Source organism: Methanohalophilus profundi (assembly GCF_004137855.1).
In the GTDB taxonomy this organism is placed as follows: domain Archaea; phylum Halobacteriota; class Methanosarcinia; order Methanosarcinales; family Methanosarcinaceae; genus Methanohalophilus; species Methanohalophilus profundi.
This window is the reverse complement of the sequence record NZ_QBKB01000002.1, coordinates 842,593-868,031: the sequence shown is the minus strand read 5'-3', so window position 1 is coordinate 868,031 and position 25,439 is coordinate 842,593. Positions and strand designations below refer to the sequence as shown.

Sequence of the window (25,439 nt, the reverse complement as noted above, 5' to 3'; positions counted from 1 at the left end):
CTTCGATTGGATATGTGGCTGCTGACATAAATAATTGCTTTACTTGCGCAGGCTACAACCCATGCCTTCCAATAATTCTTCCATTTCTCTGTGTATTTCACAGGCATCCAGATCGCCGCGTATGTTCAAACGGAAGGTTGCGCTAGGGCCCTTTTTGTGCAGATATGTATCGATCGTTTCGACCTTCACTCCATCTATGCGACAATCCAGGATTTGTTGTATCGTAAAAGGTCTGGCTGAATGAGGAATGAAAACAGAGATGTCGCGCAGGGTTGGTTTGAGTTTATTTTCTTTCCAGCGATTCAGTTCATCTGCTGACAGGATTCTTATGTTACCTATTTTTAGCTGCAGTTCCTTTTTTCCCTCTTCAAGGGTTACACTATTTGAAGTAACTTTTTTCACAATTCCAACATGTATCTTTCTGGAATATATGTGCAAAAGTCCTTTTTCATGACCTGTGGAGTGTACAAGTTCCTCGAATTCGGCTACCTTGCTGTTTATGAGTTTGTCCGAGCGACGGAAAGCAGAGGCTGTGTCGCCAAAATGTAGGGCTGCTGCTTTCATTTCTTCACAGAATTGCCCTGTGTCATGGGAACGTACCATTGAAGAAAAATGTCTGCATTGATCTATAAACACGTCATGTACGTGGATAACTTCAGGATTCTCCATCTGGATGAGGGCATAAAGTTCGGGGTTTTGCCCCAGGATACGCCCCACAAAGTCCAGCATTATATCATATACAGGACTCATGAAACGCCGGGAGCCTTTCACATCAAAATCCAGCTTTTGCATGGTTGCGCCAATGGTAATGTAGGCAAAATGGGTGAGTCCCTGAACAATGGATACAAAGTGATCATGTTCATCGGGAGTTATAACTTCTATACTCGCCTCTTCTTCACTTAATAGGTTGAATATATGGTCAAACCATTGATCACACCTGCCTTCTACGGGGGTGAGGATAAAAGTCTGACCCTGCAGGGAGGGAATAGAAGGCCCAAACATTGGATGGGTACCCAGAAATTCTACATTTTCAGGAACATATTTTTTCATGGCCTCAACAGGTTTTTTCTTCAACGATGTCAGGTCCATTAGCAAACTTCCCTTTTTCATTTTAGGAGCAGTCTGTGCTATAATGGTTGATGTTATGTTGATTGGTACTGAAATTATCACAATGTCACATGTAGGAATAACAGTGTCAGGCTCGGCTGTAAAATGCACACCGAGTTTTTCGGCAACTTCCATTTTTCCGCTGCGGCCACTGAGCCATACTTCATAACCACGTTTTTTGAAAAAGGTTGCAAACCACTGGCCCATTTCCCCCGTACCACCAATAATGAGTATTTTCAATCCAGGCCCTCCTGTACTGCCTTGCGCATGATTTCAACCGGTGGCTTTTGACCTGTCCATATCCTAAAAGCCTCAGCACCCTGGTGGACAAGCATTGCAACCCCGCCGATCGGTTTGGCACCCGCAAGCTCTGCTTGATGCAGCAGTTTTGTCTGCAGGGGATTGTAAACTATGTCAAAAACAGCCAAATCCGGATGCAGGATTTCCCGACTGGCAATGGTTGCATCAATATGAGGATGCATTCCCACGGACGTGGCATTGATCAGTATATCACTGTCTTGCAGCAGTTCCTTTAGGTCCTCCAGTCCTGCATGACTACAACCGACATCCTCTGCAAGAACTTCTGCCTTTTCAGGGGTACGGTTTGCAATTGTTACACAAGCTCCCTTTTCTGCGAAATGAAAGGCAATTGCACGGGCAGCACCCCCCGCACCGACAAGAACTACGTTAGAGGATTTTATTCCCACTCCTGCTTCCCGCAGAGCCATTTCAGCTCCCAGTCCATCAGTGTTGTGTCCCCGTATCCCATCATCATTGAATGATATGGTGTTGACAGCCCCTATCCTGCGGGCCAGTGAATCGGGGTTTGTAAATTCTAATGCTTTTTCTTTATGGGGCACAGTGATATTGAGGCCGCCAAAACCCATTGCCTGTGCTCCCAGGATAGCGTCTTTGAGATTTTTTTGCCTGACCCTGAATGCATGGTATTCGCAATCCATTCCCAGTTTACTGAACGCTGCATTGTGCATTGCCGGGGAGAGGGAATGTTCGATTGGGTCTCCCAGTACACCAAATACTTGTTTCATACGATAGTCTCCAGAGCCATTTTAAGCTGGTCTATTCTGATCTGTCCCGGAGCGACCGGTTTTTCCACACAGCCATAGGTCAGTAATGAACCGTACCTGCAGGCAACAACCCTGCTGTGACGTCCCAGTTCCCCCATAGCAATAACACAAACTTCTCCCTTTGCCTGCAATGCAGCATGGAAAAGCTCCAGTATATCTTCGGGTTTTTGAGGCATGACGGCGAGTTTGGCTATATCGGCTCCCTTATCCGTGCATTCGTTGAGGATAGCAACCATCTCTTTTAGAGGAGGTGTGGTCTCAAAGAAATGAGAGGACATTATTGCCTTTGTCCCCTGTGATTTTGCCTCCTCTACCAAACGGTTTCGAAGGCAATCGGGACTTTTGCGTTCGATATCGATCATATCCACGTAAGGAATCAGGTCTTCCAGCAGGGTTATTCTTTGCTCTTCTTGTCCCTGCCAGTTGCCGCCTTCGGAATGTACACGATTGGTTGCAATACGGGGTAATTCGCCCTGCGAATCCAGCAAGTCGAATAATTTCTTTGCCTGCAAAGCCTCTTTTATCTCAAGCAAATCCAGTCTGATTTCCAGAATATCCGCACCAAGCAATTTGGCGATGCGTGCCTGTAAAAGAGGGTCGCTGTCAATGGATGCGACAATTTTTACATCTTTTCCGGCGACAAAATCTGTCATGTTCATTTCTCTATGATGGTTTCCTGGACTTTCATCCCGAAATGCCTGCCAGTATCTTCCATATGCACCAGGACCTCGTCTCCTTCCTTCAGAGAGGCTATGGATACCGGTTTTCCCTTGGTTGAAACCAGTTTTATTGTTTCTGCGTTCTGGAGGATATTTTTCACTGTATTGCCGTCTTTGGATTGGGCTTCCACAAGCATCAGGGGGCGACGTTCGATCTTGACCCTCCCCACAATTCCCTTACGTTGCTGGCCTTCTGTATTTACAATAGTTACTTCGTCTCCTGCTTCCAGCTCGGATAGGTATCTTGTTTTGTCACCGATCTTAACATAAGCATGAACTGCTCCGGCATTAATCCTGAATGGTCTGGATGCTACATAGGGACTTTCTTCGGATTCAGAATGCACAAGGAACATTCCGGCAGATTTGGATCCCACAAGCATACCTTCCCCTCTTTCCATCAGGTTACAGGTATCCACGCAAACCCTGTCACCCATTCCCACAGGTTCTATTTTGGTGATAGTGGCAGGTACAAGGTCAACTCCCTCTACACCTGCTTCTTCTGCAAGTTTTACGGTTTTATTCAGGGTGTCGGGATTTGCGGTATCCAGCAGGACGCCATCGGACCCATGCTCCATAGTCTCCAGCGCAAGTTTTGCCTCCTCAGGGTCTCTGACACCGGATATTATATTCACTTCCTTGTCCTGAAGTTGTGCTATGAGGTTTTCCAGAGGGATGACCTTCCAGTCCGTGCCGATAGCGATCAGGTAGTCACATTCAGTCCCTATTGCAGCGGCAAATTTCTCATATTTTTTGTCCTGGATTACAACCAGGGCAGCGATACTCTTTCTCTGGCGTCTCAATGTTGCCAGATTTTCAAAGTCCCGGGAGTTACTCATATCCACAGGTAATGGAAGTGTCCCGTCGCCTTCCCCTCCGCGACCGATAACTATTATGTCTGCGGCAGTATCCGCATTATCGGTAAATGCAGCAATCTTGATGTCTCCTAGCTCTTTTGCTTTATCTACATCCTCTGCCTCTACCAGAACACAGTCGGCACCTGATTCCAGGCCGCCTGTTATTCGTTCTTTCTTTTCTTCCCAGTCGCCTTCATCGGCACGTATCCATACCTGCTTTTTCATTTTGTATCCTCACTGAAGTTGCTTGAGGGCTTCATCCACTGTTTTATTCTTGTGTGCGATCTCTGTGATCGCCTGGGTCATCCGGGTGGGGCTTGGGTGTTGGAACACATTCCTGCCAATGGCAACACCACGGGCACCCGCATCCATTGCTTCACGAATCATTTCCAGGAATTCCCTGTCAGTGTTAGTCTTTGGCCCACCTGCAATTACTACGGGTACAGGGCAGCCTTCTACAACCCTGGAGAAACTTTCAATGTCTCCGGTGTAGACAGTCTTGATCACGTCAGCTCCAAGTTCAGCTCCTACACGTGCAGCGTGGGCTACCATCTGCGGATCCCTCGGGTTTGTGACCTTTCTGCCCCGGGGGTACATCATAGCAATCAGGGGTATACCCCAGTAGTCACACTGTCTTCCTATGTGACCCAGTATCTTAAGTTGTTCGGATTCGGTTTCCGATCCCACATTGATGTGTACGGATACGGCATCTGCTCCCATGCGGGATGCCTCCTCTACAGTACAGACAAGCACTTTGTCATTGGGGTCGGGTCCCAGTGAAGTTGATGCACTCATATGGAGTATGAGTCCTACATCATGGCCATATCCTCTATGACCGTGGAGGATCATGCCTTTTTGCATAAGGACGGCATTGGCTCCTCCTTCGGCAACACTGTTTATGGAATCTGCTATGTTGATCAATCCCTTTATTGGTCCATCTGTGATTCCGTGGTCCATAGGTATGATAACCATATTCCTGCTGTCTCTGTCCATTATTCTTTCAATTCGAATTTGTTTTCCTATTTCTGGCATATTACCCCTCCGTAATTATCATGTTAGTATGTGACATGGTATCACTCAACTCTATTTATAATTTTCCCTTATAATTTTCTATAAGCGTTTGAGTATATAAAGAAAGTTGATACTTTGCCGGAATAAGCTTATATATGCAGTTCTCCTTCTGGCAGATATGGAAGAGTTGAGAATCCTTGTAATCAATAATCACGGACAATTCTGTCACCTTATTCACAGGACCGTAAGGGATCTTGATATGGATACAAGTATTGTACCCAACACAACTTCGGTTGAGAAGATTCTTGCCGAAAAACCGGACGGGCTGATTTTTAGTGGCGGTCCTTCCCTGGAAAGAGGGGGTCTCTATGAGCAATATGCAAAAGAACTGGATATTCCTATACTTGGTATATGCCTGGGTCACCAGCTTATAGCACATGCCTATGGAGGGTCCACAGGAGCCGGCAGCCATGGCGGATATGCTGCCGTGGATGTAGAGGTTGTGGAGGAGAATGATATTCTCAAAGGCCTTGGTCCCCGCATTTCGACTTGGGCTTCACATGGAGATGAGGTTACAGAACTACCCCCGGGTTTCCTAAAACTTGCCCGCTCTGATATATGCGCTATCGAAGCGATGAAACATCCAGACAAACCGCTGTACGGTATCCAGTGGCACCCTGAGGTTGCACATACGGACAAAGGCGAGGAATTATTCATGAATTTCTTCGATGTTTGTGCAAATTATAATAAGTAAAGGTCCCGCCAGGTCTTTACTTATTTTCATAAGTCTTCTGTAGCAGCAGGGCATCCTCTTCTAGATTTGGACTCTCACAAATCACAAGTCCCTGCACCCCGAAGTCATTTAATGCCTGCATGAGTTCTGAATAATTCAGGTCTGATTCCTCGAGCACAAGATGGTTCTTTTCTCCTTTGTCGGTATACTCGATTCCCGAAATATGCATGTGCATATTTTTCAGGCCTTCCTTGCCCAGGTATTCCTCGACCATTTCCAGCACTGCACTGAATTCTGCATAACTATTTTCCTGACCCTTTGAGCGGGCGTGCAAATGGGCAAAATCGATGCATGGCATGACTCCTTCAATACCTGCTGAAATGGCAAGGGTTTCTTCCAGATTGCCAAACTGGCTGGGCTTACCCGTGGTTTCCGGGCGCAGGGTCGCATCTATTCCCTCATCTTCAAGTTGGCCTGCAAGTTTTTCCAGCAGAGTCTCCACTTTTGAAAAAACGGTGTTCCCACTTTGTTCATGGTAGTAGGCCGGATGGAAGACTATTGAGCTGGCTCCACAGATAGTGCCTATGTAGGCAGAATCATAGATGCGTTTGATGCTGGCCTGGATTTTTTCCTCTTCTTTTGAATTCAGGTTTATGTAGTAGGGTGCATGTACACTCAGGGCAATCCCTGTTTTGCGGGCTGTATCTGCAATTTTTTCCGCAGTGGGTTCTTTCATCCGTACTCCTCTTACAAATTCCAGTTCCATGCAACCCAGCCCGAGCTCTTTTACCCGTCGGATGCCACCTTCGCTTCCCCTGCCTTTGGCACTAAGAGGTGTGCCGGCAGTTCCGAAAAGGAGAGGCAATTCAGATCATCCCCAACTTATCCTTGAGTTCTTCGAGTTTTTCAGGTGAAAATCCCTCAAGAACGCTGAAAAAAGAATCCATATCCTCATCTTCCAGCCCCCTGACATCCTCTTTTCCCTCAATTGCAAGGTCTGCCAGGTATTCCAAATCTTCCCGTTTCAGTTTTTCCAGTCGATTGCGGAAATCTTCTCCTGATTCGGCAAAACGATGGGAAATCGGCCTGAGGATAAACGGATAGGGATGTCCCATCTGTGAAATATTGTTTCCGCCGGCTTCGGGGGCAAGTTTGTTAAAAATATCCATGTCTCTGTCTGTAAATTCTCGTCCCATGCAGGAAAATAAGGTATTTTTCCTTTAAAACTTTCCTCTCAGGTGGCCATGTATATCTATTTCGCCATTTGATATCCGGGTTGATGATATGGGTTTTTCATCCTCTGCCATGACATAGCCAATTTTGACAATTTCAAGTTGCTCTCTTCCATCCTCCCTGCGGAGTTTGTTTATTTTTTCAGCAACATCATATGTTTCCGGGGAAACCACAATATATCTGTAGTCACCACTGACGGTGGTGCCAAAAGGATCTTCCAGTTTTTCGATCTGGTAATTTTTATCAGGAATGTTAAGGCTGGCAATATAATCTTCAAGCTGGTTGAGACGGGTGGCATAGGAGGGTATTTTCCTGTCTTTTTTCTCTGCCATCGAGTCGGATGTTAGGCCGATGTCAAGTAAATCTCCCGCCGCGATTTCAAAAGCCCTGCGAAGAAGTTTACGATGACCATCATGGAGGTATTCGAAGGTGCCTCCCACAGCAGTTTTTGGCATGGTTTGTGTGAGGTTTTCCCGGTTGATAAATATTTGTAAATATTAGTTGCATACGCAACAATTATATAACTCCAATTTCATCCCCCGGCTATGAATCAGGACGAACATGTGCACAGTTTGGGAGCAATGATTGCCTGCCTTCACCGGCATAACCTGCGTTACCTTTCGCAGGAACTGGAAATATATGGGATAGGCGGCGGTCAATTCAGGTTTTTGCTTGCTCTGTATCATGTTGACGGGATTCGTCCGGAAGAATTATCCCGCATGCTGATGGTCAACCGGGCCACTGCCACAAGGGCGCTGAAAAGACTTGAGGAAGCGGGTTATGTGCAGAGGGCCCCGGATCCAAAAGATCGGCGTGCATTGGTGGTAAACCTTACAGAGGAAGGTCATCGTATGCATCGTTTTATCCGCCAGCTTTCGCAAAAAAGAAGTGAAAGTATGCTTGCTGGTTTTTCAGAAGAGGAAAAAACCCTATTCAGAAATTTGCTGGAGAGGGCCATTTCCAATTGTGTGAGGGCGTGTAAGTGAAGGAGCAGAGCCGTGCCCTCGGGGCGGAAAGTGTCGGCAAACTGCTCTTCAGGCTTTCAGCCCCTGCCACTGTGGGTATGGTTGTTATGGGACTGTACAATATAGTGGATACTATTTTTGTCGGTCGTGCCCTTGGAGGGGAAAGTGTCCAGGGTATTGGTGGTATTGCTGTCAGTTTCCCTGTAATAATGATAGCAATGGCTGTTTCCCTGGCAATCGGCCTGGGTGGTTCTTCCATTATTTCCCGCCGACTGGGTGGCGATGATCTGGAAGGTGCGGAACGTACCTTTGGTAATATGGTCGGTCTGTCTCTTTCGCTGGGATTTCTGGTCTTTATCTTCGGTTCAATTTTTATTGTGCCCATTCTCAAAGCCTTCGGAGCAACACCGACAATATTGCCTTTTGCCCGGGATTATTTACAAATTATACTTTATGGTACTCCTTTAATCACATTTGCCCAGGCTATCAATAATGTGGTGAGGTCTGAAGGCAATGCCAAAGTCGCTATGTATACAATGCTTATAGGGGCCGGACTTAATATCTTACTTGATCCCATCCTGATATTTGGTCTTGACATGGGTATCAGGGGGGCTGCAGCTGCAACTGTCATCTCCCAGTTTGCCACAACAATATTTCTGATACATTATTTTCTGTCGGGTAAAAGTAGCCTGCAGTTCCATGCGGGTTTTATGAGACCGGATAAGGGCATAATCAGAGAAATGGTTGCAATCGGAGCATCCCCTTTTGCACGCAATTCTTCCACTAGTGCTATAGTGGTTGTTGTGAATAATATTCTGGCATTGTATGGTGGGGATGTCTCGATTGCAATTTATGGTATCTTTAACCGCATGCTTATGTTTTCCTTTATGCCGATGATAGGGCTGCTGCAGGGTATGCAGCCGATAATTGGATTTAATTATGGGGCACATAAATTCGAGAGGGTAACAGATACATTGCGTATCTCCGTGATAATCTCATCTGTGATTGCAGTGGCGGGTTTTTTAATGTTGTTCTTTTTCGCATCTTATCTTTTTTCGATTTTCACAACGGATGCAACTCTTATAAAGGAAGGTACAGATGCTACGAAGATCATGGTCCTTGCGGTCCCCCTGCTTGGTATCCAGTTTGTGAGTGGTGGTATGTATCAGGCACTGGGTAAGGCACGGCCTTCTTTCATTCTTTCAACAGCCAGGCAGGTGTTTTTGCTTCCCCTTGTAATTGTTTTGCCCTGGTTTTTTGGTACTACCGGAGTGTGGATGGCGTTCCCGGTTTCGGATCTTCTGGCAGTTCTGCTTGCAGTGTATATGTTCATGAAAGAATACAGGTTACTTGAAAGGAGATTATCGGGTTCCTGAATACTTTCAATTCGCTTTGACTACATATAAATACGTTCAGCAGGATAGCATCATAAGTACAGTGTACAAGAGGGAAAACCAGTGCACCTAAAGGAGTATCAGATATGAGTGAAATTTTGCTTGAAGAACTTGATCATGTAGGGCCGGCAACAGCCCAGAAATTGAATGATGCGGGGTATAACAGTGTGGAAGCAGTTGCAGTTGCTTCCCCCTCCGAACTTGTGGCAACTGCCGAGATTGGTGAATCCACAGCTGCCAAAATCATAAGTGCTGCGCGCAGTGCAGCTGATATCGGTGGTTTTGAAACAGGAGATTTTGTGATGCAGAGGCGCATGGAAGTGGGTAAACTCCGCACGGGTTGCGAAGAATTCGATGAATTGATGGGTGGTGGGATAGAGACCCAATCAATCACCGAAATGTATGGGGAATTTGGTTCGGGTAAGACCCAGATAGCTCATCAACTGGCGGTTAATACGCAGTTGCCAAGGGAAATGGGCGGACTTGACGGTTCAGTCATAATTATAGACACAGAGAATACGTTCCGTCCTGAACGTATTGAACATATGGTTGCAGGTCTTTCGCAAAAATTTGAACAGGATTTTGACCCTGCCGAGTTCTTGAAGAATATACATGTGGCAAGGGCTTACAATTCTAACCACCAGATCCTTCTGGTCGATGCAGCAATGGAAATGGCCAACAATCTCAAAAATACGGATAAACCGGTCAGGCTGGTTATTGTGGATTCCCTTACAGCTCACTTCAGGGCCGAGTATGTGGGCAGGGGGACACTGGCTGACAGGCAGCAAAAACTGAACAAACATCTGCATGACCTCCAACGTTTTGGTGATCTCAACAATGCATCGGTGATAGTTACCAATCAGGTAATGTCAAAACCGGATGCATTCTTTGGTGATCCAACCCGTCCGATTGGCGGCCATATCCTGGGACATACTGCCACATTCAGACTCTATATACGCAAATCCAAAGGTGATAAAAGGATTGTGAAACTCGTGGATTCACCTTGCCTGCCTGATGGAGAAGCGGTTGCGTGTATTACCACCGATGGTCTCTGTGATGCCTGAGAAAAATTATATTATCAAACAATCGTATTGCAATATAATGAAATTCAAAGCACTTGCAATAGATATTGACGGTACGATCACCTATAGTGATCGCCGTCTTCATTTTTTGGCAGCAGAACATCTGAGGGATCTGGGTATTCCGGTAGTTCTTGCCACGGGAAATGTACTCTGCTATGCTGCAGCAACTTCTAAGCTTATAGGCCTTGGAGGTAAAGTTATTTCTGAAAACGGTGGTGTCATATCCACAGGATTCGATACTAAACCTCATATTTCTGAAAGTATGGAGGAATGTGAAAAAGCGTTTTCCTATCTTTCCAGTCATTTTGATCTGATTAGGCTTGATGGTGACCTGAGAAAAACCGAAATAGCCTTGCGGCGCAATGTCAATGCAGATGATTTACAGACAAGTCTTGAAGGGGCAGGATTTTCTATAGAAGTTATTGACACACAATTTGCCCTGCATATAAAGAGCAAAAAGGTCAATAAAGGCACAGGACTTGAAAAAATGGCTTCACTGACCGGTCTGGATGTTTCTGATTTTATTGCAATCGGCGACTCCGTAAATGACCGGGAAATGCTTGAGCTAGCAGGTTACGGAATAGCGGTAGCCAATGCTGACCCCGGCCTTAAATTGATTGCAGACACTGTGACCTCCACGTCCTTTGGGGAAGGTACCGTGGAGGCTCTTGAGATATTACGTCGAAAAAGTTTCTTTTAACTTATTAAGCGAGAAGTCTCCCTCCTCAAATTAATGTGACAAAGTCACATTAATTAGGAGGGGGTAGTTCACTCCAGACTGGTGGCTATCTGTTTATCCACAACAATATAATCCTTGATCGAACGCACGGCTTTGAAGGGTATCTTCAAAAACTGTCCGTCGGTAACATATTTAGATGTGTCAAGCCCGATATCTGGTTTGACCATCAGGTCTTCAAGTTTGCCGGTTTTGACTTCCATTACTATATTGTCGAGTATACCAATTTCTGTTCCGTCTGTTGTCATGACCTGTTTGTTGGATAGGTTTTTTGCAAATACCTTTGGCATTTTCATAACCTCCTTTTCAAATATATCCTGTAAATGATCCTGCGTCTGTCTTGCGGATAGATCCGCCCTTTAATTTTTCTTGAACCCGGTTGTAGAAGTCTATCATGTCCTCATTGACCGTTGGTTTTACTTTTTCCATAGCTGAAAGGAAATGTCTTTTGCTTACCTTTTCATTATCGAAATTTTCTCTCAGGGATAACATTGCTGCTTCCCTGCATATGGACTCTATATCTGATCCAACATATCCTTCAGTCATTGTGGCAAGTTCCTTTATGTCAACATCACTATCCAGGGGTATACCCATTGTGTGAATCTGGAATGTTCTTTCCCTGCCATCTGCGGGGGCGGCTCCTACCATTACAAGCCTGTCAAATCTTCCTGATCGCAGTAATGCCGGATCAATAAGGTCAGGCCTGTTGGTGGCCGCAATGACAACCACCTCATTCAGGGGTTCAAGTCCATCCATCTCGGTAAGCATCTGATTGACAACCTGTTCGGAAACCCGGCTGCCTCCATCACTGCCACCCTGTCTTGTCGAAGAGATAGCATCGATTTCATCAAAGAATATTATGCAGGGTGCAACCTGTCGTGCTTTTTTGAAAGTATCACGAATTGCTTTTTCAGATTCCCCCATGTATTTGGACAATATCTGGGGGCCTTTGACACTGATGAAATTGGCATTAGTTTCGTTTGCCACAGCTTTGGCAAGCAGGGTTTTGCCTGTTCCCGGAGGGCCATATAAAAGTATTCCGGTGGGAGGTTTTATTCCCATCTGGCTGATTTTATCGGGCCATTTAAGCGGCCATTCGACTGCTTCGCTGATATCCTGCCTGGCCAGGTCCAGCCCGCCAACATCATCCCAGCCCACAGATGGTATTTCTACCATAACTTCCCTCATTGCCGAGGGTTCAATTTCTTTCAGGGCTTCCTCGAAGTCATCGGGGGTGACTTCCAGTTTATCGAGTATTTCCTGTGGAATTTCCTCTTCGTCGAGAAAATTGATGTCAGGAAGCAATCTCCTGAGTGCCCTCATGGAGGCTTCCTGTACAAGGGCTAACAGGTCGGCTCCCACAAAACCCTGGGTATATTCTGCCAGGTGCTCAAAAAATTCTTCATCGATATTTTCGTTAAGTGGCATTCCACGAGTGTGGATCTGAAGTGTTTCGAGCCTGTCTTCACTATCCGGAACACCTATTTCGATTTCCCTGTCAAATCTGCCAGGGCGGCGCAGGGCCGGGTCAATAGAATCAAGCCTGTTTGTGGCTGCAATTACAACTACCTGTTTACGTTCATCCATTCCATCCATCAGGGTGAGAAGCTGGGCTACAACCCTTCTTTCTACTTCTCCGGTAACATCTTCCCTTTTTGGGGCAATGGAATCTACTTCGTCAATAAATATTATTGAAGGTGCATTCTCCGCAGCTTCATCAAATATTTTTCGCAGCCTTTCCTCACTTTCCCCATAATATTTTCCCATTATTTCCGGGCCGGCAATATTGATGAAATAGGCGTTAGATTCGCTGGCAACTGCTCTTGCTATCAGGGTTTTCCCTGTGCCGGGTGGTCCGTAGAGAATAACACCCTTTGGTGGGTCTATATTAAGACGCAGGAAAAGCTCGTGATGTTTCAACGGAAGTTCTATCATTTCACGTACCCGTTGAATTTCGGTTCTAAGCCCGCCGATATCCTCGTAGTTGATACCTCTGGCAGCTCCCTCATAACCCACTACAGGTTTCTGCTGGAGCTGGATCTCAGTATTTTCATTGATGATAAGTATGCCATCAGATGGCTCGGTTTCAACAGCTATTAGAGGAATGGCCTGACTACCCGGGGTCGTTTGCCCCATGGAACTGATTATAGGAATAATGTCACCTTTTACAAGGGGACGTTTCAGGATATTATGCTTGATCACGGCACTTGTGTTGTCACCAAACTCCATGACAATTCCCTCTGGAGGTGCAAGGAGTACTTTTTCTGCGGGTATTGGCTCTGCCTTACTAAGTGTTATCCTCTCACCAATCCCCACTTCTGCATTCTGTCGTGTATAACCATCTATACGGGCAATTCCCTGTCCCCAATCCTGCCTGTCAGCACGCCATACCTTTGCCGTAGTTTGGCGCTTTCCTTCGATTAGGACAATGTCTCCGGGGGAAATCTGCAGGCTCAGGAGGGTACTCGGATCAAGTCGTATTATACCCCTGCCAAAATCGATAGGATGCGCTTTCTCCACTTTTATCTGTAACTCTTCCATTTAGTTCATCCCGAAAATATGTTGTACTGATATGTCTATCTTATTAAATTCCCAAATGATATATATTTATGGTACTGCCCCTGTTTTTCCTTCTTGCAAAGGTTTGATATAGGTGAAGTGTATTTATTAATTTGTGCCTTCTAGAAAGGCTAACTTAAATAAGGATGTGTATTAGTTTGTTCGAACGTGTTGAATCAAGTGCTCCGGTAGAATCTGGAGAAACCTACGATGTTGTGATTGAAGATATTGCCAAGAAAGGCGACGGAATTGCTCGTATTGACGGTTTTGTCATTTTTGTGCCCGAAACAGAAGTGGGCGATGAACTTTCAATTAAGGTAACCAAAGTCCTTTCGAAATTCGCTTTTGGAGAAGTAGTCTGAAAATTCTATTTCACAAACCGGCAGGCAACTGCCTGTCATCTATTTTTCACCTTGTCTTTATCAAAGTAATGTTTCAGGTTTGCCTTTTTTGCAAACCAATAAAGTTGCATATTTTATTCCATAAAAAAGTACAGGCATGAGCCTGCTTGTAGTTCACTTTTCTTCCCAGACAGCTATGATCTTGTCGATGGCTATATGGGTGTATTTGTTGTCCTTATTTATTGTAAGCACACCGTCTGCGCAGGCCTCCACGGTCCCTTTAAAGGTATCTGGTCCGCCACAATAGATATCAAGTTCGGTTCCAAGGTAATGTTCCACTATGAAAGATTGCATGAATTTCCCTCCATTTTAATAATTAACCTATGTTTTGAACGTTAATATTTTTTGCGGGTTAAAGGCGATTTCTTCCCTAAATTGTTGGTTGTCCTGTTCTCACTTGAAATATGGACTTTATGGCCAGCTACTTAAAATATATATATAAGTCTTCGCATATTGAAAACCGGTAGGTCGGATATGTATTCTTTCATCCAGCTTTTGCTCTCTGAGATTATATCCAGCTTCAGCGGGCAATGGTTATCTCAATATATAATGACAATAGTAATGATTCCATTATTATTTCTTATGGTTACTGTTGGGTATGTTTTTTTTGTGCCTGTCGAAAACAGACGTCCTGAATTCAGCAGTATGAAAGGATTTTTCTATTTTGTGGTGGATGTTGCTATTTATGCCATCCCCCTGCTAATTGTTTTTGCACTTGTGCATATGCAAACAACTGCTGCCACATTACTTGGAATCCCGGCAAACCAGAATTATGCTCGTTACATCATGATAATGGAAGGTGATGCAGTAAGCCTGCTCCAGGAAATTGCTACTCCTCTGCTAACTTATGTAAGCGGTTTTTTTTACCTTTTAATGTTTCCTTTTTTAATGGTATTTACTTTCCTGCTTCTGGTTTATCTGCAAAGGCACAAAGCCATTCAGGAATTTGTGGTGGCTTTCATCCTGATTTACATGCTGGCATTTCCGTTCTACGTATTGTTCCCTGTCCATGTGACCGGTTATACCCTTTCTGGTGTCAGTCCGCTTCTTTACAATCTGAGTCCTTTCATAGCCGAAGGTGTTCGTATTGTGGATCCCAAACTCAATAATTGTTTCCCGAGTCTCCATGCGGCTCTTTCTGTAATGGCTATGATTATTGTCCTGCATAATGTAAAATCCCGCAGATATCAGGCTTTTGCAGTTGTTACCACGGCAACAATTCTTTTCACAATTCTCTATCTGGGGATTCACTGGCTGAGTGATCTTATAGGAGGTACATTGCTTGCTATTGTATGTTGTATGATTGCCTTTCGCTACAGTGAGCATTTATTTGCCTTTTATCGCTGGCTTGTCGCCATGATAGCCTGGAAATTAAAAGGTCCGGCACTGCCCTGTGTGGGGTGTAACAGGCGTATAAATTTTGATTCGGTTATGCAATGTGATTATTGTGGTACTGAATATAACATCAAAGGTCGTATGGGTTCTGTGTTAAAGCGCTTCAGGAAGCGCTTTTCTCCCTAAGGGGATTATTTTAGAAGTTCGTCAACTTCAACGGTATCCTTGAGTATCTTGAAGCTCACAAAGCCTCCGACAAGTAGATTCAGGTAGAATGTCAGTGCCCTCCATGCCACCACAACGATTCCCAGCATATAAGTGGGCACGAAAACTGAAAACAGTGTGGTTGCCCCAATCTCCGCCACTCCGCTGGAACCAGGTGTAGCGGGTATGATTATAACAATCATCAGCAGAACCTGGGCTGCATAAACAATGACTGGTGAAGGATACTGGTTTAGACCCATCAGAAGTACGGGCAACATGGAAAATTCAATGAACCAGAATGCAAATGTGCATAATATTCCTGCGATTAACCCCAGTCTCCCCTCTTTCAGGAAAAAGAAAATACTGTAATGGAACTCTTCAAGTTCCGTATCAACTTTTTCAGATATATTGCAGAATATGTGTTTTTTATCGTCTCCAAAGAGTCTGCTGCATTTATTTATTATCCACTGGAGAAATCTGCGTGTGTAGTGGGGCTTCCAGATTGCATATAGAAGTATTGCAAGTATGAAAAATAAGAATAATTGACCAAACATAAGTAGACTGTCAAGTTTGCCGCCTCCAAGTACTTCTCCAAAGAGGGATAGCGCAAAGGGTGCTGCTGTCAGTATTATTATAGCATCCAGTACCCTTTCGCCAAGCACGACTGCAGTAGCACTTCCTACAGGCATCCGGTCACTCTGAAGCAGATGTATCCGTAAGGGCTCTCCTCCTACAGATGAAGGGGTCATTGCTGCGAGGAACGAGCTGGATATAACAATTTCAAATGCCTTTTTGATTTCAAGGTGGTACCCCAGGGCTCCAGCCATTATTTTAGTCCGGATCCCCCACATAGCAAATCCCAGTAAATGAATGCCAGCAGCTGCAACAAGGTAAAGTGGGCGGATATTGTGAAGACTCTCCGTAGTTTTAGGATCGATTGTGTAAACGAATACTCCTATTATTGTTACAATACTGATTATTGAAGAAACAGCAAGCCATTTTGCGAACTTATTCATCCTTTGCACCTGATATTTTTTGCTGGATGCCATGCTGGTAACGATTTTATGGAATCAGCATGCAGAGGCTATTCTCTAGATGTATATCAGACATTTATAATCTTTGGTATGCCATATCTTCGAGTATTTTTCTCAGCTTTTCAGGTCCATTTATTTCATCGGCAAGTTTTTTCATCTGTTCTGTTTTATCCCTGTATTTGCCGTTTACGGCTTCTCTGACAGATTCAAGTATTTCAGAAGCTGAAGCCTTGTAATCCATCTGCTTTCCACATCCTTTAGCTTCAAGTCCCTCTGCATTATTTTGCTGTTCGCTATGCCCCCTGTCAGGGAATGACAACATTGGCACACCATAGGCAAGAGCCTCCATCATCGTTGTATGGCCACCAGGGGCAATTGCCAGGTCGCAGCTTTTAAGATATGGGAACTGGTCGGGAATAAATGGTAGAAGTTCTGCATTATCAGGAAGTGGGGGTAGTTCTTCTTTATCAAGACCCGGGCCTGAGAGTAGTGTATATTTGATAGTGCTATCCATACTGGCAGCTTCGATTATTCTGCGAAAAATAGGTGCCCTGTAACCAAAACCACCTATGAGGGAAAGGACATGAGGTCTGGGCAGATCCTGTGCTATTACATCTCCATAATTTCTGGCAGGTAGAGGTCCAGTGTATTCCACTTTTGAAGTAGATTCATCTTCAAAGTTGAGATTCAGAGCACAGATTGTATTTGGTTGTGGATAATCGGGTATGATTGTCCTATCCACGCGTTTGAAAATTCCGTTGTAGAATTCTTTTGCAATTTTCCCCAGGCCCTGGAACAAATAATTCTCCTGAAAGAATATTTCCATATTGGATTGATTAACCATCAATGCAACAGGTATCTTTCTTCTCAGGGCTGCTATAGTTCCAAGGTAATAACTGTCCGAAAGAATTACATCCGGTTTTTCTTCATCAACAAGACTTTGAACATTGAACAGGCCGGGTACCTGTCCCAACTTGATACTTTCCTTTATGGATTTTCCCAGGTTAAGAGAACCTTTCTCTCCCACAAGTCGAATTTCGGGAGGGATCTCTTTTACATTCATTCCATGCTCGGCCAGAAACTGTGCGGAATAGCCATAAGCACCACAGGTCACTTCATGTCCTGCTCTGGATAATTCCCTGCCGGCTGCAAGGCACCTGCCTGTATGGCCAAGCCCTTCTCCGCAAACAAATATGAGTATCTTGAGTGACATATTTATGGATTATTCTTTTTTACTGATATATGCTCAATTAATGTTATTCTTCACAATTTTTCCGCAGGTGGTGTTGTATTGAGTTTGACATACTTGACACCTTTCAGGGAAATGAGATTTTCGTCAAGTTTCTTTATTTTCTCCCCGTCCCCGTCAAAGATTATGATTTCCATACAGTTATCAGGGTCAAGGTGTATGTGGATTGAAGTTTTAATAAGGTCTGTGTAACCATGTTGTGCATCTGCAATGGCATTGGACAAACCCCTTTTTGTATGATCATAGATCAGGGTTATAGTACCAACTCTCCTGCCACTGATATCGCCCATCCATTCATGGTAATTTATATAACTTCGAATAGCATCCCTTATTCCTTCAGACCGGGATGAGTAACCACGCTGCTCTATAATGGAATCAAACTTTTCCAGCAGGTTATTGGGCAGGGAAACTCCGATTCGCATAAGTTCTTGTTCCATGTTATCACCTTTATTTCAATAGTCTTGCGTATTAATAATATTTTGTGTTACTTTAGATTACTATGTATTATACCATGTGTAAACGGTGTGATAGATTTATATTGGATTTTGTGTATCTACTATGGAAGGAGATTGCATGATGTCTGATATCCAGATCAAGGAAGAACTATACTCAGGAAAGGCCAAGACCATCTATACAACGAATGATCCGGAAGTACTTGTATCCCATTTCAGGGACAGTCTTACCGCTTTTGATGGCAAGAAGAAAAGTGAAGCTGAGAAAAAGGGATATTATAATGCCCAGATATCTCGCAAGTTGTTCGAGATGCTTGAGGATGAGGGTATAAATACCCATTATCTTGGGATGTTTGACGATGAACGGATGCTTGTCGAAAAAGTGGAAATTATTCCTATTGAGGTGATTCCACGCAACATAGCTGCAGGTTCTATCACCCGGAAATATCCTTTCAATGAAGGGGACGAATTCAAAGAAGCCGTGCTTGTAATGGATTATAAGAGCGATGAATATGGGGATCCCATGCTGAACGAGGACATAGCCCTTGCCCTTGGGATAGCCACAAGTGAGGATATTGCAAAGATCCGTGAACTTGCCCTGAATATTAATTCCATTCTAAAAACGTACATGGAAAACCAGGGCCTTTTACTCGTTGACTTCAAACTTGAGTTTGGTTGGGCAAACGGTGAAATTGTGCTTGCCGACGAAATATCCTGTGATACCTGTCGTTTTTGGGATGCGGATACCCGTGAATCCCTGGATAAGGATGTATTCAGGTTTAACAAGGGTAATGTCTCCGGCACCTATGAAAAATTGGCGCGCCGCCTTGTCCCCGAAATATTTGAAAATTGAACTGTAAATATCATTGCTGGCAGGCTGCTGGATGCATTTTCCAGTCCTGTTTGCTGTAAGCGGTTGTCTTCATCAATTCAGTCAAGTGACAGGCACCGCTGCATCCTCTTTCTTTTTCTAACCCTTTTTATTGCTGCATACCGGCTGTGGATGCTTATGACAAAAACCTTGAGAGCGTTGTTTGCTCCTTTACATAAGGCAGAAGCTCTGATTTTTCTCTCCACTGGTAGAAAGGCGTATTGATACGTGTCTTCATATCCATCAGTGCTTCTTCCAGAGTTTCAAAGTATCCGGCTCTGTTGAAAGAGCATTGCGTGCTGCTTCTCTGACAACCCATACTCCCAGGGGTGCCCAGTAATCAGGAGTAATCTCCCTGATTGCAAATACTGCAGCCTGCTTTCTTATGCTCTCAAGTTTTTCCAGAACCGGCAGACGGGCTGCATAATAGCCTCCTGCCAGGGGTGAGTATCCTTTCTTTCCTGAAGTTCCTTCCATGTCCTGCCCAATCCAGGCTTTGTCTGCAGACCACACCGTACGTGCCATCCACAACTCCAACAATTCAAAAGAATAACTCCTGGGTATCAACAGTATTTCGAAATGGTTCCCATGGCTACCTCCGCTGTATAGTTGTATGTCCTTTATTTCGGGGTAATCCAGTAAACCTTTTGACAGTTCTTTGCCCACCATATCATCTGTGGCGGTAATTGCCCAGCGTGTGGGGACAAGTTTTCTTTCCTGTCCGAGCAAACCGATGGAAAGAAGTCGGGTTATATGTTCACAGCCAATATCATGGCCATAAAGCTCCAGGGCAGCATCAGTCGCCTTTACATCGGTATCATAACTCAGGTAGTCAACTTTATCAGGAACTTTCGGATTTTCTGCGATATCAAAACGTTCCATTTTTCCGGCCGGCCCCATCGGTGTGAGTATCCCATCGAATTTTTGGGCAGGCTTTAAAGGTTTGCTGAGCAATACTTCTGTATCCACAGGCTTGCGGGAAAGTGCCATTTCCTGGGCTTTTTCTATCAGGCGGCTTTTTTCAAATTGTTTTACTTTGACAGTGGTGTTAGCCCGTACCAGCTGGCACCTTTTTTGTATGATATCGTCAATTCCCATGCCAAGTAGTGCATGAGGGTCCTCCAGTTGTGCAGCGTCCTCACTTTCCAGTAAAGGAGGTATCATGGGTCCGGCACTGACCTCGGGATAGCCATACCTACCAACAAATACAGCAGGAGGAGATGCTCCAAAAATAGTTTTTTCCCCTTGCTTTTGAGGGGAATATTTAGCGGCGTCCCTGAACTTTTCAAGTATGGGGCACCGCGCTCTTCCACAAAGTCCCTTCCCTTTACATTCAATACACCGGTTTTTCAATCATCTTCACCGCACAGGATACAATATCCTACTTCTGGTGCATTCTTGTAAAGCCAGCCGGACTTCTGGACGTGTTTGCATACTTCACACATACGTTTTACTTTTTGCTTGGGGGTTAGGCCATCCTTTGCAAGGCAGAAGGCAAATTTACGGATTTCTTCATTTGTATTTTCAGAAAATCCTACTTCTGCACCTCTTTTCTCGCTGACGTACTGGGATACGGCGGCTCTTGACAGGCCCAATAGGTTGGCCACCTGTTGCTGTGTGCACTTATGTTCATTCATAAGTTCACGTGCAAGTACGGCTCTGATGGCTGGCAATACCCTTTGCACCATTATTTCACAGGTAGGTTTCATTTAATGGTATCCTCTATGTTGGTTTTATTCAGATGACACTAATCCCTCTCTTTACTGCAGGATAAGGTTCTATAAGTAACTGAAAAGGCCGGCTCAAAAAAGATTTTGTGTTTCTTCCTTTTGCCGGGACAGATGTTTTTCGGATTTCTGTCATTTAATTAGTCATTGAAAAAAGTTTTAATTCTTGATCTGATCGGGAGAAAACCCTTTCTGGACCAGAACGTCTTTCATCCTTCCAAGATGATTGCCCTGCAACTCCACGGCATTGCCACGTACTGTACCACCGCAGGCGAATTTTGATTTGAGGTATGTTGAAAGTTCATGAAGGTCAATTTCATTGGCATCAAAACCTTCTACTACTGTAACTTCTTTTCCATACCTTCGCCTGTTTACCTTTACGGTTATTCTCTGTTGCTCTTTGGCCACTTCTTCGCAGATACACAATTCTTTTGGCAATCCGCAAACAGAGCACATTTCTGAACTCATCTTCTGGTTTTTCCTCCGAAAATTTAGTATTATGTTGTCTGTATAATTTATATACAGACAAATAGAAGTTAAATGCGATGCTATTAAAAGTTAATGGTAAAATGATTGCAAGAGACGTTGACATGGCCGATACATTACTGAAAAGAACAATTGGTCTGATGTTCAGGATGAATATCCCACAGGATTATGCTATGTTTTTTTCTATAAACAAACCGTGCAAGTTTTCCATACATATGCTTTTTGTCCCCTTCTCCCTGGATGTTTTTTTCCTTGATTCGAATTATCGTATAACACAAATTGAATCACTTCGCCCATGGCTGGGTTTTGCCCGCGCAAAAAATGCAACCCGATATATGGTTGAAATGCCTGCAGGTTCCGTGGAGAAACATGGACTTGAGGTAGGGCAGCAGATGTCCCTGGAAAACACCCATACATAAGAAATGTTTATTTACATGCCCTATTTATGGGTACATCATTCCAATTTAATGAGGTTCTCACATGCTACCTGAAGATGACCTGAAGATCATTGTAGAAAAAATGGGACGGCAGCCGAATAATGTGGAGCAGGGTTGTTTTCTCAATCTCTGGAGTGAACATTGCTCCTATCGCTCCAGTGCCCCACTGCTTAAGAGTTTTACAACTACCGGTGACCGTGTAATCATAGGTCCTGGTGATGATGCTGCAATTGTGCGGTTTGGTGATGGCTGGGTACTTGCCCTGGGTATGGAAAGCCATAATCATCCGTCCTATGTAGATCCCTACAATGGCTCGGCTACAGGTGTGGGGGGCATTGTCCGTGATATCATCTCCATGGGTGCCCGGCCAATTGCCCTTATGGATCCGCTCTATTTCGGCCCCCTGAACACTCCTAAGAATCTGTATCTGTTTGAGCATATTATAGAAGGCATTGGGGGGTATGGTAACTGTATAGGTGTGCCGGTTGTTAGGGGTGAGGCATTTTTTGATGAACGTTACAGCGGCAATCCTCTGGTGAATGTTGTATGTGTGGGGCTTGCCCGTCAAGATCAGCTCGTAACTGCCACGGCACAAAAGGCAGGTAATAAGATCGTACTTATTGGCTCTACTACCGGACGTGATGGCCTGGGTGGTGCCTCTTTTGCTTCCAGGGATCTGTCCGAAAGCGCCGAGGCAGAGGACCGGCCCAGTATCCAGATAGGTGACCCTTTTACTGAAAAACTTCTTATTGAACTCTCTCTTGAAGCGGTTGCAGAAGGTGTCGTAAAATCCTGCCGTGACCTAGGAGCTGCCGGCCTTGCAGGTGCTTCTTCAGAAATGGCTTCCAAAGGTGATCTGGGTATTCATATACATGCAGATCGTGTTCCACAGCGAGAGGCAGGAATGAATGCCTTTGAGATTATGATCGCAGAATCCCAGGAGCGTATCCTTTTCGAGGTGGAACCTGAAAATGTGGACTATATGCTCCAGCTTGCCGAAAAATATGATCTCAACGGGGCTGTCATTGGCGAATTGACCGAGAGAACTTACTTTACAGTTGAATTTGAGGGTAATACTGAGACGGATATTCCCATTCATTTATTAACAGAAGGTGCACCCACGTTTGAGCGTCCCTCCACGCCCTTTACAGTCAAAAAAGATCCTGTGCCGGCTGCAACAGGGGACCTGAAACAGGCAGTTCTTGCTGTACTTGCATCCCACAATGTGGCTTCAAAGGACTGGATATACCGCCAGTATGATCATGAGGTCCAGATACGGACAGTAGCCAAGCCCGGAGAAGATTCTGCTATCCAGCGGATTATCGGTGAAAAGGGGATTGCTTTGTCATGTGGTTGCAATCCCAGACATACCTATCTTGACCCTTACGAAGGAGGGAAGGGAACCCTTGCTGAAAATGCAATGAACCTTGCTGTAAAGGGCGGCCGTGGCCTGGCCCTGGTAGATTGCCTGAACTTCGGCAATCCTGAAAAGCCTGATATCTACTGGCAATTCAAGTTCACCATAAATGGACTGGCTGATGCGGCACGTGACCTTTCTATTCCGGTGGTAGGAGGTAATGTTTCCCTGTACAACGAAAGTGAGGAACATCATACTGCAATCCTGCCAACTCCTGCAATAGGTGTTGTGGGGGAAGTTGAGGATGTTTCCGCGGTCCCATCTTCTCAATTTACAGGGACGGGCCAGTCTGTTATCCTTGTAGGAACCACAAAAGCAGAACTGGGTGGTTCAGAATACTATAATGTAAGGGGTAGTCCAAATGCAGGGAATGTCCCGCAAGTGCCGGCTGATATGGCGGCAATAGTTGAGTCTCTGATTACAACAATCAGGGCGGGTAAAGTCGCTGCTTCTCACGATGTTTCACAGGGTGGACTTGCAGCTGCACTTTGTGAGATGTGTGGGAATGTGGGTGTAGAAGTGGATCTCTCTGAGATTGCGGGGGATATGTCAGCAGAAGAACTTCTCTTTTCCGAATCCCATGGCAGGGCTCTCCTTGCAACAGATAAGCCGGATGCCGTCTCTGCACAGCTTGGCAATATCCCACACGTTGTAATCGGTACTACCGGTGGTAACAGTGTAAAGATTACAGTAAGCAATGAGCACATTGAAGTAGATCTGGATGAGATTAAGGATGCCCGTGCTTCATTAACCAGATTGATGATGGAATAAAATCAGGCCAGGGTGGTTATCTGTTCAACGGTTTCCACCAGGGCATCGACTTCTTCTTCGGTGTTATACAGGGCAAAGGATGCCCGCACCGTTCCTTCCAGTTTCATGAAATCAATCCCCGGCATGGCACAGTGGTAACCGCTGCGCAGGCATATCTGCCGGGTTTCATCCAGTATCATTGCCACATCATGGGGATTAAGTCCCCGGACATTGAAAGGTACGACTGCACCCCTGTCTTGCGGGCCGTATACTTCCACTCCTTCTATTTGTGCAAGCCTGCGTGCGGCACTTTGTGCCAGTTGCCTTTCATGTTTCTCGATGTCGCTGACACCTATTTCCTGGACATATTTCACAGCCCTGCCCAGCCCGATTCCTCCCGGGATGTTGGGTGTGCCGGCTTCAAACCTGGTAGGTGTTTCTTCCAGTTCATAGCCTGTGGTGGTAACTGATCTTACTGCTCCTCCTCCTACATTGAGGGGTTTGATTGACTCCGGTTCTTTAATGTATGTCACACCGGTTCCCTGGGGGCCCAGCAAGCCTTTATGTCCCGGGACAACGAAAAAATCACAATCCATTTTTTTGAGGTTCACCGGCATGTGCCCTGCGGATTGGGAACCATCTATCAGGCAGAGACTTTCGTGGTCCCGGGCAAGCTTGCAGATGCCTTGTACATCCTGTATGGAACCAAAGGAATTGGATATGTGGGTAATTGCAACAAGGCGTGTGGAAGGGCGGATGTGCTGCTCCAGGGCTTCCACAGAAATATGCCCTTCACTATCTGGCTCCATGATGGTAAGTTCGACTCCCCTTTCCCTGAGTTCCATCCAGGGGAGCAGGTCTGAGTGATGTTCAACCAGGGTGGTTACTATATGGTCTCCTTCTTGCCAGTCTATGCCCTGGGCTATCAGATTAAGGCCTTCGGTTGCATTCTTGGTAAAAATGGTATTTTCTGCCGGGCAGTTCAGCAAATCAGCTATCGTTTCTCTGGCATCTTCAAAATGATCAGTGGTCTGGCGGGCCAGGTGATGGGCTCCCCTGCCGTGGTTTGCCGCATACTTGAAGAAATAGTCTTCCATGGCCCTTACCGCTTGCACCGGGGTCTGGGTGGTGGCGGCATTGTCCAGATAAATGTTATCCTTTAATACAGGAAAATCCGCACGTATATTTTCGACGTCATACATGCAGGCATGTTATTGATAAAGGGTAAAATAGGTTTTGCAGGTTATTTGGCCTGCATCCCGCCTACCATAAAGTGGTAGAGTTCCTCATCATCTTCATTGAGTTTGCCTTCTGTACGTCCTCCGACTACTGAATAGCATTTTCCCTTCTTTTCTTCACATCTCAAAATATCATGTTTTTTCATTATAGTTGTCATATGGTATAACCTCCTGTCTTCTTCAATTTCAATACTCTGCTGCCATACATGACCCCTCAAGCATCAGCAGCATATTAGAATATTAAACAACTTTCTAGGTGTTCTTTCTATATATATTTATTTGTTAATCGTTATTGGTCGGGTTATGAAAATACATTACATTGGTGATATAAGTCTCACTTTTTCTTACATTTACCAATAA

General features: G+C 45.0%; 28 protein-coding genes and 1 pseudogene. 10 read left to right on the top strand and 19 right to left on the bottom strand.

The annotated features are described in order from the left end of the window. Window positions 1-39 precede the first annotated feature (39 nt). From C9889_RS04580 to C9889_RS04560, 5 genes are read right to left on the bottom strand one after another with little or no spacing between them, the layout of a single operon-like run. Complete coding sequence (locus tag C9889_RS04580) at window positions 40-1,347, bottom strand: prephenate dehydrogenase (RefSeq protein ID WP_129597524.1); 1,308 nt, start codon at window positions 1,345-1,347, stop codon at window positions 40-42. Next, window positions 1,344-2,153, bottom strand: coding sequence for a shikimate dehydrogenase (locus C9889_RS04575; protein WP_129597522.1), 810 nt, complete (start codon window positions 2,151-2,153; stop codon window positions 1,344-1,346). Before C9889_RS04575 ends, C9889_RS04580 begins: the two co-directional genes overlap by 4 nt. Next, window positions 2,150-2,845, bottom strand: a complete 696-nt coding sequence (aroD, locus tag C9889_RS04570) for a type I 3-dehydroquinate dehydratase (RefSeq protein WP_164999277.1) — start codon at window positions 2,843-2,845, stop codon at window positions 2,150-2,152. The genes C9889_RS04575 and aroD overlap by 4 nt, the downstream gene beginning before the upstream one ends. A 2-nt stretch (window positions 2,846-2,847) precedes the next feature. Next, window positions 2,848-3,990, bottom strand: a complete 1,143-nt coding sequence (locus C9889_RS04565) for a 3-dehydroquinate synthase II (RefSeq protein ID WP_129597518.1) — start codon at window positions 3,988-3,990, stop codon at window positions 2,848-2,850. 9 nt (window positions 3,991-3,999) lie between these two features. Continuing rightward, window positions 4,000-4,797, bottom strand: coding sequence for a 2-amino-3,7-dideoxy-D-threo-hept-6-ulosonate synthase (locus C9889_RS04560; protein ID WP_129597516.1), 798 nt, complete (start codon window positions 4,795-4,797; stop codon window positions 4,000-4,002). 157 nt (window positions 4,798-4,954) lie between these two features. Here C9889_RS04560 and C9889_RS04555 point away from each other — a divergent pair, with 157 nt between their 5' ends. Then, on the top strand, window positions 4,955-5,530 hold the full coding sequence (locus tag C9889_RS04555) for a GMP synthase subunit A (RefSeq protein WP_129597514.1): 576 nt from the start codon (window positions 4,955-4,957) through the stop codon (window positions 5,528-5,530). 16 nt (window positions 5,531-5,546) lie between these two features. Here the strand turns inward: C9889_RS04555 and C9889_RS04550 are convergent, their stop codons facing one another. Genes C9889_RS04550 through C9889_RS04540 form a run of 3 tightly spaced genes read right to left on the bottom strand, consistent with a single transcriptional unit; the run spans window position 5,547 to window position 7,197 of the window. Beyond that, entirely contained in the window at window positions 5,547-6,374 is an 828-nt protein-coding gene (locus C9889_RS04550) for a TIM barrel protein (RefSeq protein WP_129597512.1), read from the bottom strand. A gap of 1 nt (window position 6,375) precedes the next feature. Beyond that, complete coding sequence (locus C9889_RS04545) at window positions 6,376-6,705, bottom strand: hypothetical protein (RefSeq protein ID WP_129597511.1); 330 nt, start codon at window positions 6,703-6,705, stop codon at window positions 6,376-6,378. 24 nt (window positions 6,706-6,729) lie between these two features. After that, on the bottom strand, window positions 6,730-7,197 hold the full coding sequence (locus C9889_RS04540; protein WP_129597509.1) for a phosphopantetheine adenylyltransferase: 468 nt from the start codon (window positions 7,195-7,197) through the stop codon (window positions 6,730-6,732). Between the two features lie 90 nt (window positions 7,198-7,287). Between C9889_RS04540 and C9889_RS04535 the strand changes: the two genes are divergently transcribed. The 4 genes from C9889_RS04535 (at window position 7,288) to C9889_RS04520 (ending at window position 10,883) form a co-directional block, all read left to right on the top strand. Further along, the gene (locus C9889_RS04535; RefSeq protein WP_129597507.1) at window positions 7,288-7,728 is read left to right on the top strand and encodes a MarR family winged helix-turn-helix transcriptional regulator; all 441 of its coding nucleotides are present in this window, start codon (window positions 7,288-7,290) and stop codon (window positions 7,726-7,728) included. After that, the gene (locus tag C9889_RS04530; protein WP_129597505.1) at window positions 7,725-9,083 is read left to right on the top strand and encodes an MATE family efflux transporter; all 1,359 of its coding nucleotides are present in this window, start codon (window positions 7,725-7,727) and stop codon (window positions 9,081-9,083) included. Before C9889_RS04535 ends, C9889_RS04530 begins: the two co-directional genes overlap by 4 nt. A 104-nt stretch (window positions 9,084-9,187) precedes the next feature. After that, window positions 9,188-10,165 carry a DNA repair and recombination protein RadA gene (radA, locus tag C9889_RS04525; RefSeq protein ID WP_129597502.1) on the top strand — a complete coding sequence of 326 codons (978 nt, stop codon included), beginning with the start codon at window positions 9,188-9,190 and terminating at the stop codon, window positions 10,163-10,165. Window positions 10,166-10,202: 37 nt separating this feature from the next. Continuing rightward, on the top strand, window positions 10,203-10,883 hold the full coding sequence (locus C9889_RS04520) for a phosphoglycolate phosphatase (protein ID WP_129597500.1): 681 nt from the start codon (window positions 10,203-10,205) through the stop codon (window positions 10,881-10,883). 68 nt (window positions 10,884-10,951) lie between these two features. On the opposite strand, the gene C9889_RS04515 is transcribed toward C9889_RS04520, so the two are convergent. Continuing rightward, entirely contained in the window at window positions 10,952-11,209 is a 258-nt protein-coding gene (locus C9889_RS04515; protein WP_129597498.1) for a PRC-barrel domain-containing protein, read from the bottom strand. Between the two features lie 16 nt (window positions 11,210-11,225). Beyond that, entirely contained in the window at window positions 11,226-13,460 is a 2,235-nt protein-coding gene (locus C9889_RS04510) for a CDC48 family AAA ATPase (protein WP_129597497.1), read from the bottom strand. A 176-nt stretch (window positions 13,461-13,636) separates the two neighbouring features. On the opposite strand from C9889_RS04510, the gene C9889_RS04505 reads away from it, so the two are divergent. Continuing rightward, complete coding sequence (locus tag C9889_RS04505; RefSeq protein ID WP_013036727.1) at window positions 13,637-13,840, top strand: TRAM domain-containing protein; 204 nt, start codon at window positions 13,637-13,639, stop codon at window positions 13,838-13,840. A 153-nt stretch (window positions 13,841-13,993) separates the two neighbouring features. Here the strand turns inward: C9889_RS04505 and C9889_RS04500 are convergent, their stop codons facing one another. Continuing rightward, a complete protein-coding gene (locus C9889_RS04500; protein WP_013036728.1) occupies window positions 13,994-14,173 on the bottom strand; it encodes an MM0924 family protein in 180 nt (59 codons plus the stop codon). A 288-nt stretch (window positions 14,174-14,461) separates the two neighbouring features. Between C9889_RS04500 and C9889_RS04495 the strand changes: the two genes are divergently transcribed. Next, on the top strand, window positions 14,462-15,400 hold the full coding sequence (locus C9889_RS04495; protein WP_164999276.1) for a phosphatase PAP2 family protein: 939 nt from the start codon (window positions 14,462-14,464) through the stop codon (window positions 15,398-15,400). A 5-nt stretch (window positions 15,401-15,405) separates the two neighbouring features. Here C9889_RS04495 and C9889_RS04490 read toward each other — a convergent pair whose 3' ends face one another. From C9889_RS04490 to nikR, 3 genes are all read right to left on the bottom strand, one after another. Then, window positions 15,406-16,434 carry a lysylphosphatidylglycerol synthase transmembrane domain-containing protein gene (locus tag C9889_RS04490; RefSeq protein ID WP_129597493.1) on the bottom strand — a complete coding sequence of 343 codons (1,029 nt, stop codon included), beginning with the start codon at window positions 16,432-16,434 and terminating at the stop codon, window positions 15,406-15,408. Between the two features lie 94 nt (window positions 16,435-16,528). Beyond that, on the bottom strand, window positions 16,529-17,665 hold the full coding sequence (locus C9889_RS04485; RefSeq protein WP_129597491.1) for a UDP-N-acetylglucosamine--N-acetylmuramyl-(pentapeptide) pyrophosphoryl-undecaprenol N-acetylglucosamine transferase: 1,137 nt from the start codon (window positions 17,663-17,665) through the stop codon (window positions 16,529-16,531). A gap of 50 nt (window positions 17,666-17,715) precedes the next feature. Next, window positions 17,716-18,138, bottom strand: a complete 423-nt coding sequence (gene nikR / locus C9889_RS04480) for a nickel-responsive transcriptional regulator NikR (protein ID WP_129597489.1) — start codon at window positions 18,136-18,138, stop codon at window positions 17,716-17,718. Between the two features lie 136 nt (window positions 18,139-18,274). On the opposite strand from nikR, the gene purC reads away from it, so the two are divergent. Beyond that, entirely contained in the window at window positions 18,275-19,006 is a 732-nt protein-coding gene (gene purC / locus C9889_RS04475) for a phosphoribosylaminoimidazolesuccinocarboxamide synthase (protein ID WP_129597487.1), read from the top strand. Between the two features lie 154 nt (window positions 19,007-19,160). On the opposite strand, the pseudogene C9889_RS04470 reads toward purC, so the two are convergent. The 3 genes and pseudogenes from C9889_RS04470 to yciH all read right to left on the bottom strand — a co-directional run bounded on the left by C9889_RS04470 (window position 19,161) and on the right by yciH (window position 21,219). Beyond that, a pseudogene (locus tag C9889_RS04470) lies at window positions 19,161-20,377 on the bottom strand (Nre family DNA repair protein). Beyond that, entirely contained in the window at window positions 20,374-20,733 is a 360-nt protein-coding gene (locus C9889_RS04465; protein ID WP_129597485.1) for a transcriptional regulator, read from the bottom strand. The pseudogene C9889_RS04470 and the gene C9889_RS04465 overlap by 4 nt, the downstream one beginning before the upstream one ends. A 177-nt stretch (window positions 20,734-20,910) precedes the next feature. Further along, complete coding sequence (gene yciH, locus C9889_RS04460) at window positions 20,911-21,219, bottom strand: stress response translation initiation inhibitor YciH (protein ID WP_013036737.1); 309 nt, start codon at window positions 21,217-21,219, stop codon at window positions 20,911-20,913. A gap of 77 nt (window positions 21,220-21,296) precedes the next feature. Here yciH and C9889_RS04455 point away from each other — a divergent pair, with 77 nt between their 5' ends. After that, window positions 21,297-21,656: a DUF192 domain-containing protein gene (locus C9889_RS04455; protein WP_129597483.1), complete on the top strand. Its 360-nt coding sequence runs from the start codon at window positions 21,297-21,299 to the stop codon at window positions 21,654-21,656. 61 nt (window positions 21,657-21,717) lie between these two features. Next, window positions 21,718-23,862: a phosphoribosylformylglycinamidine synthase subunit PurL gene (purL, locus tag C9889_RS04450; RefSeq protein ID WP_129597481.1), complete on the top strand. Its 2,145-nt coding sequence runs from the start codon at window positions 21,718-21,720 to the stop codon at window positions 23,860-23,862. A gap of 2 nt (window positions 23,863-23,864) precedes the next feature. Here purL and C9889_RS04445 read toward each other — a convergent pair whose 3' ends face one another. Both C9889_RS04445 and C9889_RS10060 read right to left on the bottom strand, forming a co-directional pair. Beyond that, window positions 23,865-25,043: a cysteine desulfurase gene (locus tag C9889_RS04445; protein WP_129597479.1), complete on the bottom strand. Its 1,179-nt coding sequence runs from the start codon at window positions 25,041-25,043 to the stop codon at window positions 23,865-23,867. Window positions 25,044-25,084: 41 nt separating this feature from the next. After that, window positions 25,085-25,237 (bottom strand): hypothetical protein, encoded by a 153-nt coding sequence (locus C9889_RS10060; RefSeq protein ID WP_164999275.1) that lies wholly within the window; start codon window positions 25,235-25,237, stop codon window positions 25,085-25,087. Between the last annotated feature and the right edge of the window lie 202 nt (window positions 25,238-25,439).